The organism is Streptomyces sp. NBC_00554 (assembly GCF_041431135.1).
In the GTDB taxonomy this organism is placed as follows: Bacteria; Actinomycetota; Actinomycetes; order Streptomycetales; family Streptomycetaceae; genus Streptomyces.
The window spans coordinates 717,753-732,163 of sequence record NZ_CP107799.1 but is presented as its reverse complement, the minus strand read 5'-3'; the positions used below and the strand labels follow the sequence as shown (position 1 = coordinate 732,163).

Below are 14,411 nucleotides of genomic sequence, written 5' to 3'. Positions count from 1 at the left end.
TGAGCGTTATCGACACAATCGCCCAGGCGCGCGGCAAAGACCCGTTCGTCAGACCGCTCCCCGGTGGTACTCCACCTCAGCGCCAGTCACGGCCCACCGACCAGCCTAGCTCGTACGATGATCGGCCGGGCGGCAGGGGGAGAGGGCACCAGTGACGGACGTACGGCACGACATCCTCAAGGGACTGGCGCGGAATCCTGCCGCGCCGAACGGTGTGCTGCTGCGCCTCTTGAGCCCGGAGGCCTCGTCGGCCTGGTTCTGGCTGTGCCTCCGGCCCGATCCGCCCGCCGAGCTCGTCGACGCGATGATCAACCACTCCGACTTCCGGGTACGCGGCAGCATCGCCGAGAGCTGGAACGCGGACCCGGCCGACCGCGCCCGGCTGGTCGACGACCCCGAGCCGAAAGTCCGGATGGCGCTTGCCTCCGGACCGGAACCGTTCCGGACGGACGTCGCGCCACTGCCCGACGCCGCCTACGAGCGACTCCTGTCCGATCCGGACAAGGACGTGCGCTACTGGGCGGTGCGTTCCCGGAGCATCCCGCCGCGGATCCTGGCCGGGTACGCCGACCACGCGGACGCCGCCGTACGCGCCGCGGTCTGCGGGGTGTGGGACGGACTGACCCCGGCCACCCGCGAAACGCTCCTCGCGGATCCCGACACCGAAGTCCGCCGCGCCGCCGCGCTGCGTGCCTGCGTCGACGACGCAGCCCTGACCGACGAACTGCTGGACACTCTCGACAAATGGCCGCGCGAAGACGTGCTCATGAAAGGCCGGCTGACCCGCGCCACGGCCGAGCGGCTCGTGGCGAGTGAGGACTCGGAGGAGCGGCACGCCGTCGCCTCGAACCCGTCACTGCCGCCGGACCTGGTCGCGCGCCTCGCCTCGGACCCCGAACACCACGTCCGTCTGGCGATATCGGTCAGACCCGACCTCACCGAGGACGAGCGAGCCGCCGTCGACTACCGAGTCGACCCGAAGGACCGGACCGGCCCGGTCCGCTGGGTCTGGAACCTCGGCGCCGATGACATCGACGTCCTGCGTCGGTGCGCGACCTCCAGCCATGTCCTGCTGCGCCGGTCCGCCGCCGCCAACCGACACCTGCCGGCCGACCTCGTCGAGCCTCTGGCGCACGACGAGGACTTCGCGGTCCGGCTCCTGACCTGCGAGTACCAGCCCGCCGCTCCGCCGGATGCGCTCCTGGCCATGGTCTTGGAGTGGGCCGGTTACACCCGTGCCGACATGCTGGCCCGGCCGCAGTTCCCCAGGAAGGGTCTCGTCCGGTACGCCGAGGACAAGAATCCGTCCGTACGCATGCTGGCCGTGTACGACCCGGACGCCTCACCGGAGTTGATCGAGCGCCTCAGCCACGACGCGTCCACCGGCGTCAGATACACGGCCGCCGGTGACCCCCGTCTTCCGCTCGCCCGTATCGAGGAACTGCTCACCCAGCAAGACACGGCCCAGCCCGCCGCCGGCAATCCCGCGCTTCCGGTGGAGGTCATGCACCGACTGCTGGACGAGTCGGTCCCTGGGGTTCAGTGAGGCCGGATCCGGCGGGTTCGGCGAGAGGGCGCACGTGTTCCCCGCAGCGCTGAGCGCAGCACGGAGGCGGACACCCGTACCCCCGCCGCGGACAGTGGCCGGGGCAGGCGATTCCGGTGCGTCCGTGACCGGCCCATGCCCGCGCTCGCCGAGAAGGTCCAGGTCAGGTGCGAACTGATCCGGACCTTCGGCCAGTGCCTTCCTACTCGTCCCATGCCTGCAGCAGCGTGTGTTCGACGATCTTGCCGTCGCGCAGCGACATCATCGAGCTGGCCAGTACCTTCACGCCGTCCGGGTACTGGCAGGACTCGGTGAAAGCGACGTGGTTGCCGTCGACGACGCACTGCTCCAGCTTGTGCGTCATGTCCCGGCTGTAGACGTCGTTGAGCATGTCGGCGATCTCGCCGCGACCGTGTTTGACCATCGGGTGACTGGGCTGGGTGTTGTGGTCGACCACGCGGACTTCCGCGTCGTCGGCGTAGAGCGACAGCAGATCTGCCGCGCTGTGTCCTTCAATGCCCCGGCGTAGCGCTTCGGTGTCGAAGGCGGGGCCTAGCGCGCTGCCCATGATGACCTCCTTGAAGGCCGCGGCCCACCGAGGAGCGGGCCGCGAAGGGCCTCTCCCTCGAGACTCCTCCGACGCGGGGCGCACGGCAAGCGCAGCGGGACCTGTGAGCCTCTCGGGTGAGCGGCGGGGGCGGGCCGTGTCCGCCCGGGCCCCGGAGCCGTTGCTGAAAGCATGATCTCAACACGACGTATTGTCGCCGCCGTTGGTCTCGCCGTCGGTGTCACGGGCCTTGCCGCGCCGATGGCGAGCGCCGCGGTCTCCGAGGCGCCGAAGCCGCTGAACCCGATCGCCGAGCTCGACCGGCTCGCTGTGAGCGACATTCCCGCGGAGCACCAGGCGCAACTCCCGAAGGTCTCGCAGCAGCTGGCAGGCCTCAACGGCCTGAACGAGGGCCTCAACGAGATGCACCAGCTGACCGACCTGGTCGCGCCAGTCACCAGCGTGCTCCCCGCCATTCAGCCGTAGTACGGCGTCCGACAGGTTCGTCTGCCCCCGGTACTTCGGTGCCGGGGGCAGACGCGTATGCCCTTGACTTTCGTGTGGTCCGGTCGGAGCATCCTAGTAGGTTAGTGAATGGAATTTCACGTGGCGAACAACTTGCGGCGTGAACTCCCTATTGTTGTCGTGAACCACCGCGTACCGACGTCGTTACGTACCGAAGGAACCCGCCATGGCCATCACCCGTGAACTGTTCATCGGCGGCAAGGACGTGCCCGCCGCCTCCGGCCGCACCGCCGAGGACATCAATCCCTACACCGGCGAGGTGTACGCGACCGTCGCCGCGGCAGGTCCCGAGGACGTGGCCCTCGCCGTGGGCGCCGCCGACGCGGCCTTCGCCGACTGGGCCGCGCTCGCCCCCTTCGCCCGCCGCGCGATCTTCCTCAAGGCCGCCGACCTCCTCGACGCCAAGGGTGAGGAGGTGGCCGAGCTGATGGCGCATGAGGCGGGCGGCACCCGTCCGTGGGCGTACTTCAACGTGGGGCTTGCCGCGAACATCCTGCGTGAGGCCGCCGCCGCGATCACCGCGCCGCGCGGTGAGGTACTCAGCGCCCAGGAGGCGGGCGCGCTGGGCCTCGCCATCCGCGAACCGCTGGGTGTCGTCGCCGCCTTCGCCCCCTGGAACGCTCCCGTCATCCTCGGCGTACGGGCCGTCGCGGCGCCGCTCGCGGCGGGCAACACCGTCGTCGTGAAGCCCAGCGAGGACGCGCCGATCGCGTGCGCGCTGCTCGTCGCCGACGTGCTGCGCGAGGCCGGACTGCCGGACGGTGTGCTGAACGTGGTCACCAACGCCCGTGAGGATGCCGCCGAGATCGCCGAGGTGCTCATCGCCGACCCGCGTGTCCGCGCCGTCAACTTCACCGGCTCCACCGGAGTCGGCCGGATCATCGGCACGCACGCCGCCGCGCATCTCAAGCCCGCCGTACTGGAGTTGGGCGGCAAGAACGCGGTCGTCGTGCTCGACGACGCCGACGTGGACTACGCCGTCGACGCCGTCACCTTTAGCGTGTTCATGAACTCCGGCCAGATCTGCATGTCCGGCGACCGCATCCTCGTACACGAGTCGCTCGCCGAGGAGTTCACGGAGAAGTTCGCCGCGAAGGTCGCCCAGCTCCAGGCCGGCGACCCGGCCCACCCGCACACGGTGGTCGGCCCGCTGGTCAGCGCCTCCGCCGCGCAGCGTGTCGCCGCGCTCATCAAGGACGCGGTGGCCAAGGGCGCCACGGTGCTCACCGGTGGCGGGGAGCCGGAGGGCGCGGTGCACCCGGCGACCGTCCTCACCGATGTCCCGAAGGACGCGGACATCTACTACGCGGAGGCGTTCGGCCCGGTCTGCGTGATCGAGACCTTCGCCGACGACACCACCGCCGTCGACGTGGCCAACGACACCGACAACGGCCTGACCTGCGGTGTCATCACCGAGAACGCCACGCACGGGCTGGCGGTCGCCCGCCGTATCCGCACTGGCATCGTGCACATCAACGACCAGTCCGTCGCCGACGAGCCGCACGCGCCCTTCGGTGGCGTGAAGGCCTCCGGCTACGGGCGCTTCGGCGGTCGCTGGGGCCTGGAGGCGTTCTCCAACACCCGCTGGGTGACCATCGCCACGCAGCAGGCGCACTACCCCTTCTGACCCGGCGTGCGGAAGCCCCCGGGAGGTCCGTCCGGGGGCAGGCCGCTCAGCCGGCGGTGGCGAGGAACTGCGTCGCCGCCAGCTCCGCGTAGAGCGGGTCGCCGGCCACGAGTTCGCGGTGGGTGCCCACCGCGCGGACGCGGCCCGCGTCCATGACGACGATCCGGTCGGCCATCGTGACGGTGGACAGCCGGTGCGCGACCACGAGGACCGTCGTCGTACGGGAGACATCGGCGACCGTGTCGCGCAGCGCGGCCTCGTTCACCGCATCGAGCTGCGACGTCGCCTCGTCGAGGAGCAGCAGACGGGGCCGGCGCAGCAGAGCGCGGGCGATGGCGACCCGCTGCCGCTCACCGCCCGACAGCTTGGTGCCGCGGTGGCCGACCAGTGTGTCCAGACCGCGCGGCAACCGGGAGACGAGGCCGTCGAGGCGGGTCGTCTTCAGGACGCGTGTGACCTCGGTGTCGTCGGCGTCCGGGTTGCCGAGCCGCAGGTTGTCGAGGAGGGAGCCGGACAGGACCGGGGCGTCCTGCTCCACGTAGCCGATCGAGGAACGGAGCTGCGGCAGATCCCAGTCGTCCAGCCGGCGGCCGTCGAAGGTGATGACGCCCGCCTCGGGGTCGTAGAACCGCTCGATGAGTGAGAAGACGGTCGTCTTGCCCGCGCCGGAGGGGCCGACGAACGCCGTCATTCCGCGGGCCGGGACGCCGAACGTCACGCCGTGGTGGACGTAGGGCAGATCGTCGCCGTACCGGAAGCGGACGTCGTCGAAGGCGAGCGCGGCGGGCTCGGCACCCGGGGTCGGCAGCGGCGCGGGCAGGGCCGCGGGCTCGGCGGGGAGCTGCAGCGCCTCCTGGATGCGGGCGAGGGCGGCGGCGCCGGTCTGGTACTGCGTGATCGCGCCGACGACCTGCTGGATCGGCGACATCAGATAGAAGACGTAGAGGAGGAAGGCGACGAGCGTGCCGACGTCGATGGCGCCGGTCGCGACGCGCGCGCCGCCCACCGCGAGCACCGTGATGAACGCGATCTGCATCGCAAGACCGGCCGTATTGCCCGCCGCCGCCGACCACTTGGCGGCGTGCACGCTCTGCCGCCACGACTCCTCGGCGGCCGCGTGGATGACCTGCTCCTCGCGGTGCTCGGCACCGGACGCCTTGATCGTGCGGAGCGCGCCGAGGATCCGTTCCAGCGAGGCGCCCATCACGCCGACGGCGTCCTGGGCCTTTTTGCTCGCCCGGTTGATGCGCGGCACGATCACACCGAGCACGGTGCCCGCACACAGGATCACGGCCAGCGTGACACCCAGGAGCACGGGGTCGACCAGGCCCATCATCACCACCGTCGCGACGAGGGTGAGGCCTCCGGTCCCGAAGCCGACCAGCGAATCGGTCGTGACCTCGCGCAGCAGTGTCGTGTCGGAGGTGATCCGCGCCATCAGATCGCCCGGCTCGCTGCGGTCGACGGCCGGTATGCGCAGCCGCAGCAGATACGAGGACAGGGCGCGCCGTGCCCCGAGCACCACCGACTCGGCGGTACGCCGCAGCACGTACGAACCCGTCGCGCCCACCGCCGCGTTGGTCACCACCAGCGCCGCCATGCCGAACAGGGCCCCCGCGATGGGCCGGTCGTGCGACAGGTCGTCGATGAGTCCCCGCGCCACCAGCGGCAGCACAAGGCCGGTGGCCCCGGTCGTGAGCGCCAGCAATCCGCCCGCCAGCAACGCCCATCGATGCGGTCGTACGTACCCGATCAGCAGGCGCCACGCGGGTGCCTCGGGTTTGGCTGCGGTGATGCTCACGGCGCTCCTTGTGAGGGATCTGTGCGGAGCATTCAGGCTACGTCGGTGAGAGGGGTGGACGTCGCGCGCGGGCATCTCGACGGCGTCGAAGAAGCCGATGGATTCGATGGGAAATCTTGCCTGCCAGGCAACGAGTGAGGGTTTGGTAACCCCGCTTTGTTCCGGATGAAGCGATCCGGCAATCGGGCGTGGCTGAAGTGGTTCTCACAAGCAGCGGCGAGGTGCGAGACCCGAGACGGTCGCGCCTGACAACTCGCCCCACGCATGGAGGACTTCATGCCTGAGCTGTACGGAGCCCATTATCCGGTAGCCGTGGTCGGTGGTGGTCAGGCGGGACTCTCCGTCAGTCACTGTCTGCGCGAGCGCGGGATCGCACACGTGGTGGTCGAGGCGAACCGGGTCGGCCACGAGTGGCGCGAGCGGCGCTGGGACTCCTTCTGCCTGGTCACGCCCAACTGGCAGTGCAGACTGCCAGGTCACCCCTATGCGGGACCCGATCCGGACGGGTTCATGGTTCGCGCGGAGATCGTGCGCTACCTGGAGGAGTACGTCGCCCGTTTCGATCCGCCGCTGGTCGAGGGCGTGTCCGTCACCGGGCTGCGCCGCTCACCGGGCGGAGTGTTCGAACTCACCACCAGTGCGGGGGAGTTCACCGCCGATCAGGTGGTGGTCGCCACCGGCCCGTACCACACCCCCTCCGTCCCGCGGATGGCCGAGCGGCTGTCCGGCGTCGTCGAGCAGATCCACTCCTCCCGCTACCGCAACCCCTCTCAACTCCCCGACGGGGCGGTCCTGGTGGTCGGCACCGGACAGTCCGGCTGCCAGATCGCCGAGGATCTGCACCTCGCGGGGCGCCAGGTCCATCTGGCCGTCGGCAGCGCACCCCGGGTGGCGCGCTTCTACCGCGGCCGGGACTGCGTCGCCTGGCTCGACGAGATGGGCCACTACGCCAAGGGCATCGACAGCTTCGACGACGTCTCCGCCGTCCGGATGCGCGTCAACCACTACGTCACCGGACGCGGCGGCGGCCGGGACATCGACCTCCGCGCCTTCGCCCGCGACGGAATGCGCCTCTACGGGCGGCTGACCGGCATCGACGGCGGGATCCTGGAGTTCGCCGACGACCTGAAGGTCAACCTCGACCGGGCCGACGCGGTGGCGGACGGCATCAAGGACGCCATAGACGCGCACATCACCGCGCAGGGCGTACCGGCGCCGGACGAGGCCCGCTACATCCCCGTGTGGGAGCCGGCCGAACAGCCGGAGGCGCTCGACCTGGCCGAGGCCCGCATCACCTCCGTCATCTGGTCCACCGGCTTCACCCGCGACCACCGGTGGATCGAGATACCCGTCTTCGACGGCCGCGGCTACCCCATGCACTGGCGAGGGGTCACCAGCACCCCCGGCCTGTACTTCCTGGGCCTGCCCTGGCAGTACTCGTGGGGTTCCGGCCGCTTCGAAGCCGTCGGCAGGGACGCCGAGTTCCTCGCGGACCACATCGACGCCTCGCGCCGTCTCGCCGACGTCTGCGGCACGCTCACCGGCGCCCCCACCGAGCTCGCCTCCGCACTCCCCGTCGGCTGAAAGCACGGACATGGTCTTCGACGCGCACCGCCACATCGGTGTCCTCCCCGCGTACCCCTTCTACGGCGGCCCGCCCGTCACCCCCGACACCACCGCCCGCGCCACCGTCAAACAACTCCTCACCGACCTCGACGCAGAGGGCACCGAACGCGCCCTCGTCCTCCCCAACTACGGCGTCCCCGACCCCGACATCGCCTTCTCCTTCAACGAGTTGGCCATCGAAGCCGCCCAGACCGACGACCGCATCCGGGCAGGCCTGTGGGTCTCCCCGCGCCCCGAGGACGAGCACCGCACCGCGCACGCTCTCGCCCTGGCCCGTGAGGACGGTGTACGTGCCCTCAAGCTCAGCTTCCTCCTGGGCGGGCGGCCCTCCGACCCCGCCTGCCGCCCGCTGCTCGACCGGATCTTCCACGAGGCCGGGCGCCTGGACCTCGTGGTGCATGTGCACACCTCACCCGGCGCCGCCTCCGACATCGACGAGGTCGGTCTCCTCGTCGACTGGTACGCCGATCAAGTCCCCGTCCATCTCGTCCACTTCGGCGGCGGGATGAGCGGCCACATCAAGCTCGCCGGCTCCCGCTTCTTCGACTGGATCGAGTCCGGCAAGCGCGTCTACACCGACCTCTCCTGGGCCATCGGCTTCGCCCCTTACTGGCTGGCCCGGGAGATCGAGCACCGCGGTATCGGCCACGACCGGGTGCTCTTCGCCAGCGACCAGCCCTGGGGCGACTTCGCTGGCGAGTACGCCCGGATGACCGCCGCGGCCGGCGGCGGCGAACTCGGCGAGCGGGTCTTCCGGGACACCTTCGCCACGCTCTACGACTGATCCATCCCGCTCTCACGCACGCCCAAGAAGGATCCCGTTCTCACCCACGTCCAAGGAGACAGCCATGTCCGAAACCGTCGAACTCACCGAGATCGAGCAGAAGTCCCTCACCGAGATCCCGCACCCGTCCCTCCCCGAGGGCACCAGCATCTACGGCGACACCAAGGTCTTCCCCGACTACAAGGCCGAGGACGGCGAGACGTACTTCACCCTCGTCCACGGCATCGCCCACGAGTCCTCGGTTTCTTTCGTCGCCGTACTGCAGGCGACCCGCGCCCTGCGCAAGGGCTTCGAGACCGCCATCTACTTCTACGGGCCGGGCTCGCTCAACTGCCTTGCCACGCGCGGCTTTCCGACCGTCGGCAACTCGGCCTTCCCCGGCGAGCACAACATCAACAACCAGCTCAAGACGTTCATCGCCGAGGGCGGCAAGGTCTACTGCTGCCGCTTCGGACTGTCCCTGCACGGCGCCCGCGAGGAGGACCTGATCGAGGGCGTCATCCCGACCCACCCGCTCGACGTCCAGGACGCGCTGATCCACTACGCGCGCAAGGGCGCCATCATCAACTCGACCTACCAGCTCTGAGGGGCAAGCCGTGAGCGTTGGCACCGGTACACAGACGAGGGGGACGGGTCCGGTCGACGTCCGGATCACGACCCGCGCCGAACTCGCCCTCCACGGAGTCCGGTTGGAGGCTCCCGTACGGCGGCCCGACGGCGCGGGACCGAGTGACGACGGGCATGTCCTTGTCGACGGTGCCAACGCGGCGCTGCCCCGCAACCCCGACAGCCCGTACTCGGTCCGGGACGGCCGCGTATGGCTCGGCGACGACGACACCGGCCTGACCCTGACCGCCGTACAGCGCCCCAGGTTCTACGACCTGACCACCGCCGACGGCATCCCGTACGAGCACATCGCCCGCCTCCACGGCTCCGACGTCCTCGCTACGACCGTCGTGCAGACCTGTATCCGCTACGCCGAGTCCGACCGCTGCCGCTTCTGCACCATCGAGGAGTCCCTGCGTTCCGGTGCGACGGTCGCCGCCAAGACCCCGGCGCAACTCGCCGAAGTCGCCGAAGCGGCCGTCCGGTTGGACGGCGTCCGGCAGATGGTGATGACCACCGGCACCACGACCGGCCCGGACCGGGGCGCCCGCAATCTCGTACGGTCCGTGCGTGCCGTCCTCGAAGCCGTGCCGGGACTCGCCGTCCAGGTGCAGTGCGAACCGCCCGCCGACCTGCTCTGGATCCGTAAGCTGCACGAGGCCGGGGCCACGGCCATCGGCATCCACATCGAGTCCCTCGACGACGCGGTACGGCGGCGCTGGATGCCCGGCAAGTCGACCGTGCCGCGGGCGGAGTACGAGGCCGCGTGGGACGAGGCGGTCCGGGTGTTCGGGCCCAACCGTGTCTCCACGTACCTGCTGGTCGGCCTCGGCGAGGATCCCGACGAACTCGTCGCGGGTGCCGGGAAGTTGATCGACCGGGGTGTCTATCCCTTCGTCGTCCCCTTCCGCCCGATGGGCGGCACGCTGGCCGCCCGCGACGGTGCCGAGGCGCCGGATGCCGAGCTGCTGCGGCACGTCACCGAGGGGGTTGCGGCGAAGCTGCGGGCGGCGGGTATGACCGGCGCGGATCAGCGGGCCGGCTGTGCGGCTTGCGGGGCGTGCAGTGTGCTCAGGACGGCGGGTGGTTGAGCCGTGTACCTCGACGGATCGACGACCATGCCAGTGCCGACGGCGACGGAACGCGCGGAGGACATACTCGCGCTGCTCGGCGACCGCAGCACACTCGCCCGGCAGCCCGACTTCCACATCGAAGAGGCAGCGGGCAAAGGTGAGTTGAATGCCCACCGGCGGTTGCGCCGGGACATCTTCGTCCACGAGCAAGGGCTCTTCGCGGTTCATGACCTCGATGACCGCGACGACGACCCTCGCACCCTGGTCCTGGTCGCCAAGGACCGTTCTGGCGCGGTCCTCGGAGGCGTGCGGCTCGGCCCTGTGGACGACGGCCCGGACATCGGCTGGTGGGCGGGCGGCCGTCTGGTCGTCGCGCCCGGCGCCCGGGGCCCGCAAGGGATCGGCGCCGCACTGGTGCGGGCCGCGTGCGCGCGGGCGGAGGCCGAGGGCGTCCTGCGCTTCGACGCCACCGTCCAGATCCGAAACCGGCTGCTGTTCAGGCGACTTGGCTGGCAGTCCGTCCGGGAGGTGATGGTCGCGGACAGTCCCCATGTCCTGATGCGATGGCCGATCCGGCGGATCGCCGCGCAGGCCGCCGCCACCAAAGCCCCGCTCGGACAGCTGCTCGGCTCGCTGCCACCGCCGCCGCGCGGCTACGTCGGTGACGACGGCGCACCCGTCCCCGGTACGGACGTGATCGCCGCCTGCGACGCGATCGTGCCGTCCATGGTCGAGCGGGACCCCGACTGGGCGGGCTGGTGCTCGGTCCTCGTCAACGTCAACGACCTTGCGGCGATGGGAGCTTCACCCGTCGGGCTGCTCGACGCGGTGGGCGCGAAGGACGCCGCGCATGCCGCGCGGATCCTTGCCGGACTCGGCCGCGCCGCCCGGGCTTACGGTGTCCCGGTCCTCGGCGGCCACACCCAACTCGGCGTGCCGGCCGCCTTGTCGGTGACCGCGCTCGGCCGCACGGACCACCCGGTGCCGGGCGGCGGCGGACGACCGGGGCACGCGGTGCGGCTCACCGCCGACCTCGGGGGCGGCTGGCGCCGGGGTTACCGGGGGCGCCAATGGGACTCGTCGAGCCACCGTCGTACCGACGAACTCCGCACGATGACCGGGGCGGTGGCCGCGGTTCGGCCCGCCGCCGCCAAGGACGTGTCGATGGCCGGGATCGCCGGGACTCTCGGCATGCTCGCCGAGGCGAGCGGATGCGGCGCCGTGCTCGACATGGCCGCCGTACCGCGGCCCGGAGCGGCGACCATGGGCGACTGGCTCACCTGCTTCCCGGGCTTCGCGATGCTCACCGCCGACGCGCCGGATGCGCCGCCCCTCCCGGCCGGCCCGGCCACGGGCGCCGTCTGCGGAGAGCTGACCGCGGGGCACGGAGTCGGGCTGCGCTGGCCCGACGGAGAGATCACCGAAGCCGTCACCGGACCGGTGACCGGAATGGGGACCGCATGAACACCCGCCGCACGAGCACCCACGAGACGAGCACCCACGGCGCAAGGCCCCTTCGGATGGCCGCCGTCGCCGCCGAGTTCGGCCGTGATCTCGAAGAGGACTTCGCCGTCGTGGAACGGCTGATCAAGGAGGCCCGGGCCGAGGGTGTACGACTTCTCGCACTCCCGGAGGCGTGCCTGGGCGGCTATCTGCTCAGCCTCGACGACTCCGCGTCCGACGAAGGCCCGCCCCCGCTCACCCTCGATGGCCCCGAGATCCGCCGACTGGCCGCCCTGGCAGGGGAGTTGACCGTCGTCGCGGGCTACTGCGAAGCCGACGGCGACGCCCGCTACAACAGCGTCGTCTGCGTCAACGGCGACGGCGTGCTCGGCAATCACCGCAAGGTCCACCAGCCGCTCAGCGAGGACGCCAGCTACGCGTCCGGCGACCGCTTCCACGCCTTCGACACCCCGGTCGGCCGGATCGGCATGATGATCTGCTACGACAAGGCGTTCCCGGAGTCCGCGCGGGCGCTGGCCCTTGACGGCGCCGAGATCGGCGTCTGCGTCTCGGCCTGGCCGGGCGCCAGGACCCACGCCACCACGGACCTGGTCAACGACCGGTGGAAGCGCCGCTTCGACCTCTTCGACCGGGCCCGTGCCCTGGAGAACCAGATCGTATGGATCTCCGCCAACCAGGCAGGTACCTTCGGGTCGCTACGCTTCGTCGGCAGCGCCAAAGTCGTCGACCCCGGCGGTGAGATCCTCGCCGACACCGGGGTCGGAGCCGGTCTGGCGATCGCCGAACTCGATGTCGCCCAGGCCCTGGAGACCGCCCGCCGCTCGATGGGGCACCTGCGCGACCGGCGCCCGGAAACCTACACGCACGCAGGAGCAGTCAGCCCATGAGCACCATCCGGATCGCGGCCGCCGCCGCCCACTTCGGCCGCGACCTGGAGTTCGACCTCGCCCGCATCGCCAAGATCATCGAGGACGCCCGGGGCTCCGGCGCCGGACTGCTCGTGCTGCCCGACGCCGCGCTCGGCGGCTACCTCGCCGACCTGCGACACCCCGACCCCCAAGCCCTGCCGCCCGCACTCAAGCCGGACGACCCGCTGATCCTCCAAGTCGCCCGCCTCGCCGCCGAGATGGTCGTCTGCGTCGGCTACTGCGAGGACGGCGGGACCGAGCACTACAACGCTGCCGTGTGCGTCAGCGGCGACGGAGTCCTCGGCCGCCACCGCAAGGTCCATCTCCCGGCCGGCGAGGTCGCCGCGTACGCGCCGGGCGACCGCTTCGACGCCTTCGACACCCCCGTGGGCCGCATCGGCATGCTCATCGACTACGACAAGACGTTCCCCGAGTCCGCCCGCTCCCTGGCCCTGGACGGCGCAGAGATCCTCGCCTGCCTGTCCGCCTGGCCCACCAGCATCACCAACCGGGCCCCGCGCATGGCCCAGGACCGGCAGGCCAAGCTCTTCGACCTGTACGACCAGGCCCGCGCCGCCGAGAACCAGGTCGTCCTCGCCTCCTCCAACCAGACCGGTGCCATGGGCGGCATGCGCTTCCTCGGCCAGTCCAAGGTCGTCGGCCCGGGCGGCGACATCCTCGCCCGCACCTGGGCCAAGGCGGGCCTCGCCGTCGCCGAGGTCGACGTCGCCGCCGAGATGGACCGCGCCCGCCGCGTCCTGCGCCACCTCGACGAGCGCCGCCCCGCCGCCTACCGGGAGGTTCCGTCGTGAAGATCGCCCTGCTCAGCTACTCCACCAAGCCGCGCGGCGGCGTCGTCCACACCCTCGCCCTCGCCGAGGCACTGGCCGCGACCGGTGCGGACGTCACGGTCTGGACGCTCGGCCGGGGCGGCGACTCCGGCTTCTTCCGGCCCGTGGACCCCGCCGTGCGCGTCCACATCGTGCCGTTCCCCGACGGCCCGCCGGACGAGACCGTCGGCGCACGCATCCTGCGCTCCATCGCCACCCTCCGCGACGCCTTCGACGCCGGCCCGTACGACATCGTCCACGCCCAGGACTGCATCAGCGCCAACGCGGTGGGCCGCTGCGTCCGCACCGTCCACCACCTCGACCACTTCACCACCCCCGAGCTGGCCGCCTGCCACGAACGGGCCATCGTCGAGCCGTACGCGCACATCTGCGTCTCGCGATCGGTCGCCGACGAGCTCGCCGACGGGTGGGGACTGAAGCCCGCGGTCATCCCGAACGGGGTGGCGTACGAGCGTTTCGCCGCCACGGACCGGGCGGCGCGCGCCGCGTGGCGCTCCCGACTGGGCCCCTACGTCCTCACCGTCGGCGGCATCGAGCCACGGAAGGGATCGCTCGACCTGCTGGAGGCGTACGCCGTTCTGCGCGCCGAACAGCCCGGTGTGCGGCTGGTGATCGCGGGCGGCGAGACCCTCTTCGACTACCGGGACTACCGTGCACGGTGGGAGACCCGCGCGGTGGAGCTGGGCGTGGAGCCCGTCGTGCTGGGCGCCGTCGCCGACGACGAACTGCCCTCACTCGTGGCAGCCGCCGACGCCTTCGCCTTCCCGTCCCTCAAGGAGGGCTTCGGGCTGGCCGCGATGGAGGCGCTCGCCGCCGGGGTCCCGTTGGTCGTCCGGGATCTTCCCGTGCTGCGTGAGGTGTTCGGCCCGGCCGCCCGTTTTGCGGACTCACCGCAATCCCTCGCCGCCGAACTGGGCCGCGCGCTCGTCTCGTACGACCCGGTTCGCGCCGCGGCCGGCCGGAAGCTGGCCGCCGGCCACACCTGGGCGGAGGCCGCCGCGCACCACCTGGCCTTCTACCGGTCGGTCACGCCGTAGGGTCGGTGGAGAACTT

General features: G+C 71.1%; 13 protein-coding genes and 1 riboswitch. Of the genes, 11 read left to right on the top strand and 2 right to left on the bottom strand.

Translation table 11 applies throughout. The annotated features are described in order from the left end of the window. Nucleotides 1-13 precede the first annotated feature (13 nt). Nucleotides 14-100, bottom strand: a riboswitch (ZMP/ZTP riboswitch). Nucleotides 101-151: 51 nt separating this feature from the next. Next, nucleotides 152-1,546 (top strand): hypothetical protein, encoded by a 1,395-nt coding sequence (locus OG266_RS03410; protein ID WP_371542539.1) that lies wholly within the window; start codon nt 152-154, stop codon nt 1,544-1,546. Nucleotides 1,547-1,748: 202 nt separating this feature from the next. Here the strand turns inward: OG266_RS03410 and OG266_RS03405 are convergent, their stop codons facing one another. Next, a complete protein-coding gene (locus OG266_RS03405) occupies nt 1,749-2,114 on the bottom strand; it encodes a nuclear transport factor 2 family protein (protein WP_266471709.1) in 366 nt (121 codons plus the stop codon). 171 nt (nt 2,115-2,285) lie between these two features. Here OG266_RS03405 and OG266_RS03400 point away from each other — a divergent pair, with 171 nt between their 5' ends. Both OG266_RS03400 and OG266_RS03395 read left to right on the top strand, forming a co-directional pair. Continuing rightward, nucleotides 2,286-2,579, top strand: a complete 294-nt coding sequence (locus OG266_RS03400; RefSeq protein WP_266471707.1) for a hypothetical protein — start codon at nt 2,286-2,288, stop codon at nt 2,577-2,579. Between the two features lie 205 nt (nt 2,580-2,784). Next, nucleotides 2,785-4,245, top strand: a complete 1,461-nt coding sequence (locus OG266_RS03395; RefSeq protein ID WP_371542536.1) for an aldehyde dehydrogenase family protein — start codon at nt 2,785-2,787, stop codon at nt 4,243-4,245. A 46-nt stretch (nt 4,246-4,291) separates the two neighbouring features. Here the strand turns inward: OG266_RS03395 and OG266_RS03390 are convergent, their stop codons facing one another. Then, nucleotides 4,292-6,046, bottom strand: coding sequence for an ABC transporter ATP-binding protein (locus tag OG266_RS03390; protein WP_371542534.1), 1,755 nt, complete (start codon nt 6,044-6,046; stop codon nt 4,292-4,294). A 276-nt stretch (nt 6,047-6,322) separates the two neighbouring features. Here OG266_RS03390 and OG266_RS03385 point away from each other — a divergent pair, with 276 nt between their 5' ends. The 8 genes from OG266_RS03385 to OG266_RS03350 all read left to right on the top strand — a co-directional run bounded on the left by OG266_RS03385 (nt 6,323) and on the right by OG266_RS03350 (nt 14,395). After that, nucleotides 6,323-7,630: an MSMEG_0569 family flavin-dependent oxidoreductase gene (locus tag OG266_RS03385; RefSeq protein WP_371542531.1), complete on the top strand. Its 1,308-nt coding sequence runs from the start codon at nt 6,323-6,325 to the stop codon at nt 7,628-7,630. A 10-nt stretch (nt 7,631-7,640) separates the two neighbouring features. Further along, on the top strand, nt 7,641-8,456 hold the full coding sequence (locus OG266_RS03380; protein ID WP_371542529.1) for an amidohydrolase family protein: 816 nt from the start codon (nt 7,641-7,643) through the stop codon (nt 8,454-8,456). 64 nt (nt 8,457-8,520) lie between these two features. Beyond that, a complete protein-coding gene (locus OG266_RS03375; RefSeq protein WP_266471696.1) occupies nt 8,521-9,042 on the top strand; it encodes an MSMEG_0572/Sll0783 family nitrogen starvation response protein in 522 nt (173 codons plus the stop codon). A gap of 10 nt (nt 9,043-9,052) precedes the next feature. Next, complete coding sequence (locus OG266_RS03370) at nt 9,053-10,153, top strand: MSMEG_0568 family radical SAM protein (protein WP_371542525.1); 1,101 nt, start codon at nt 9,053-9,055, stop codon at nt 10,151-10,153. 27 nt (nt 10,154-10,180) lie between these two features. Then, nucleotides 10,181-11,599 carry an MSMEG_0567/sll0787 family protein gene (locus OG266_RS03365; RefSeq protein ID WP_371542523.1) on the top strand — a complete coding sequence of 473 codons (1,419 nt, stop codon included), beginning with the start codon at nt 10,181-10,183 and terminating at the stop codon, nt 11,597-11,599. Further along, on the top strand, nt 11,596-12,486 hold the full coding sequence (locus tag OG266_RS03360) for a carbon-nitrogen hydrolase family protein (protein ID WP_371542520.1): 891 nt from the start codon (nt 11,596-11,598) through the stop codon (nt 12,484-12,486). Before OG266_RS03365 ends, OG266_RS03360 begins: the two co-directional genes overlap by 4 nt. Then, nucleotides 12,483-13,319 carry a carbon-nitrogen hydrolase family protein gene (locus OG266_RS03355; RefSeq protein WP_266471685.1) on the top strand — a complete coding sequence of 279 codons (837 nt, stop codon included), beginning with the start codon at nt 12,483-12,485 and terminating at the stop codon, nt 13,317-13,319. Before OG266_RS03360 ends, OG266_RS03355 begins: the two co-directional genes overlap by 4 nt. Then, nucleotides 13,316-14,395 carry an MSMEG_0565 family glycosyltransferase gene (locus tag OG266_RS03350; RefSeq protein WP_266471683.1) on the top strand — a complete coding sequence of 360 codons (1,080 nt, stop codon included), beginning with the start codon at nt 13,316-13,318 and terminating at the stop codon, nt 14,393-14,395. Before OG266_RS03355 ends, OG266_RS03350 begins: the two co-directional genes overlap by 4 nt. The last annotated feature ends 16 nt before the right edge of the window (nt 14,396-14,411 follow it).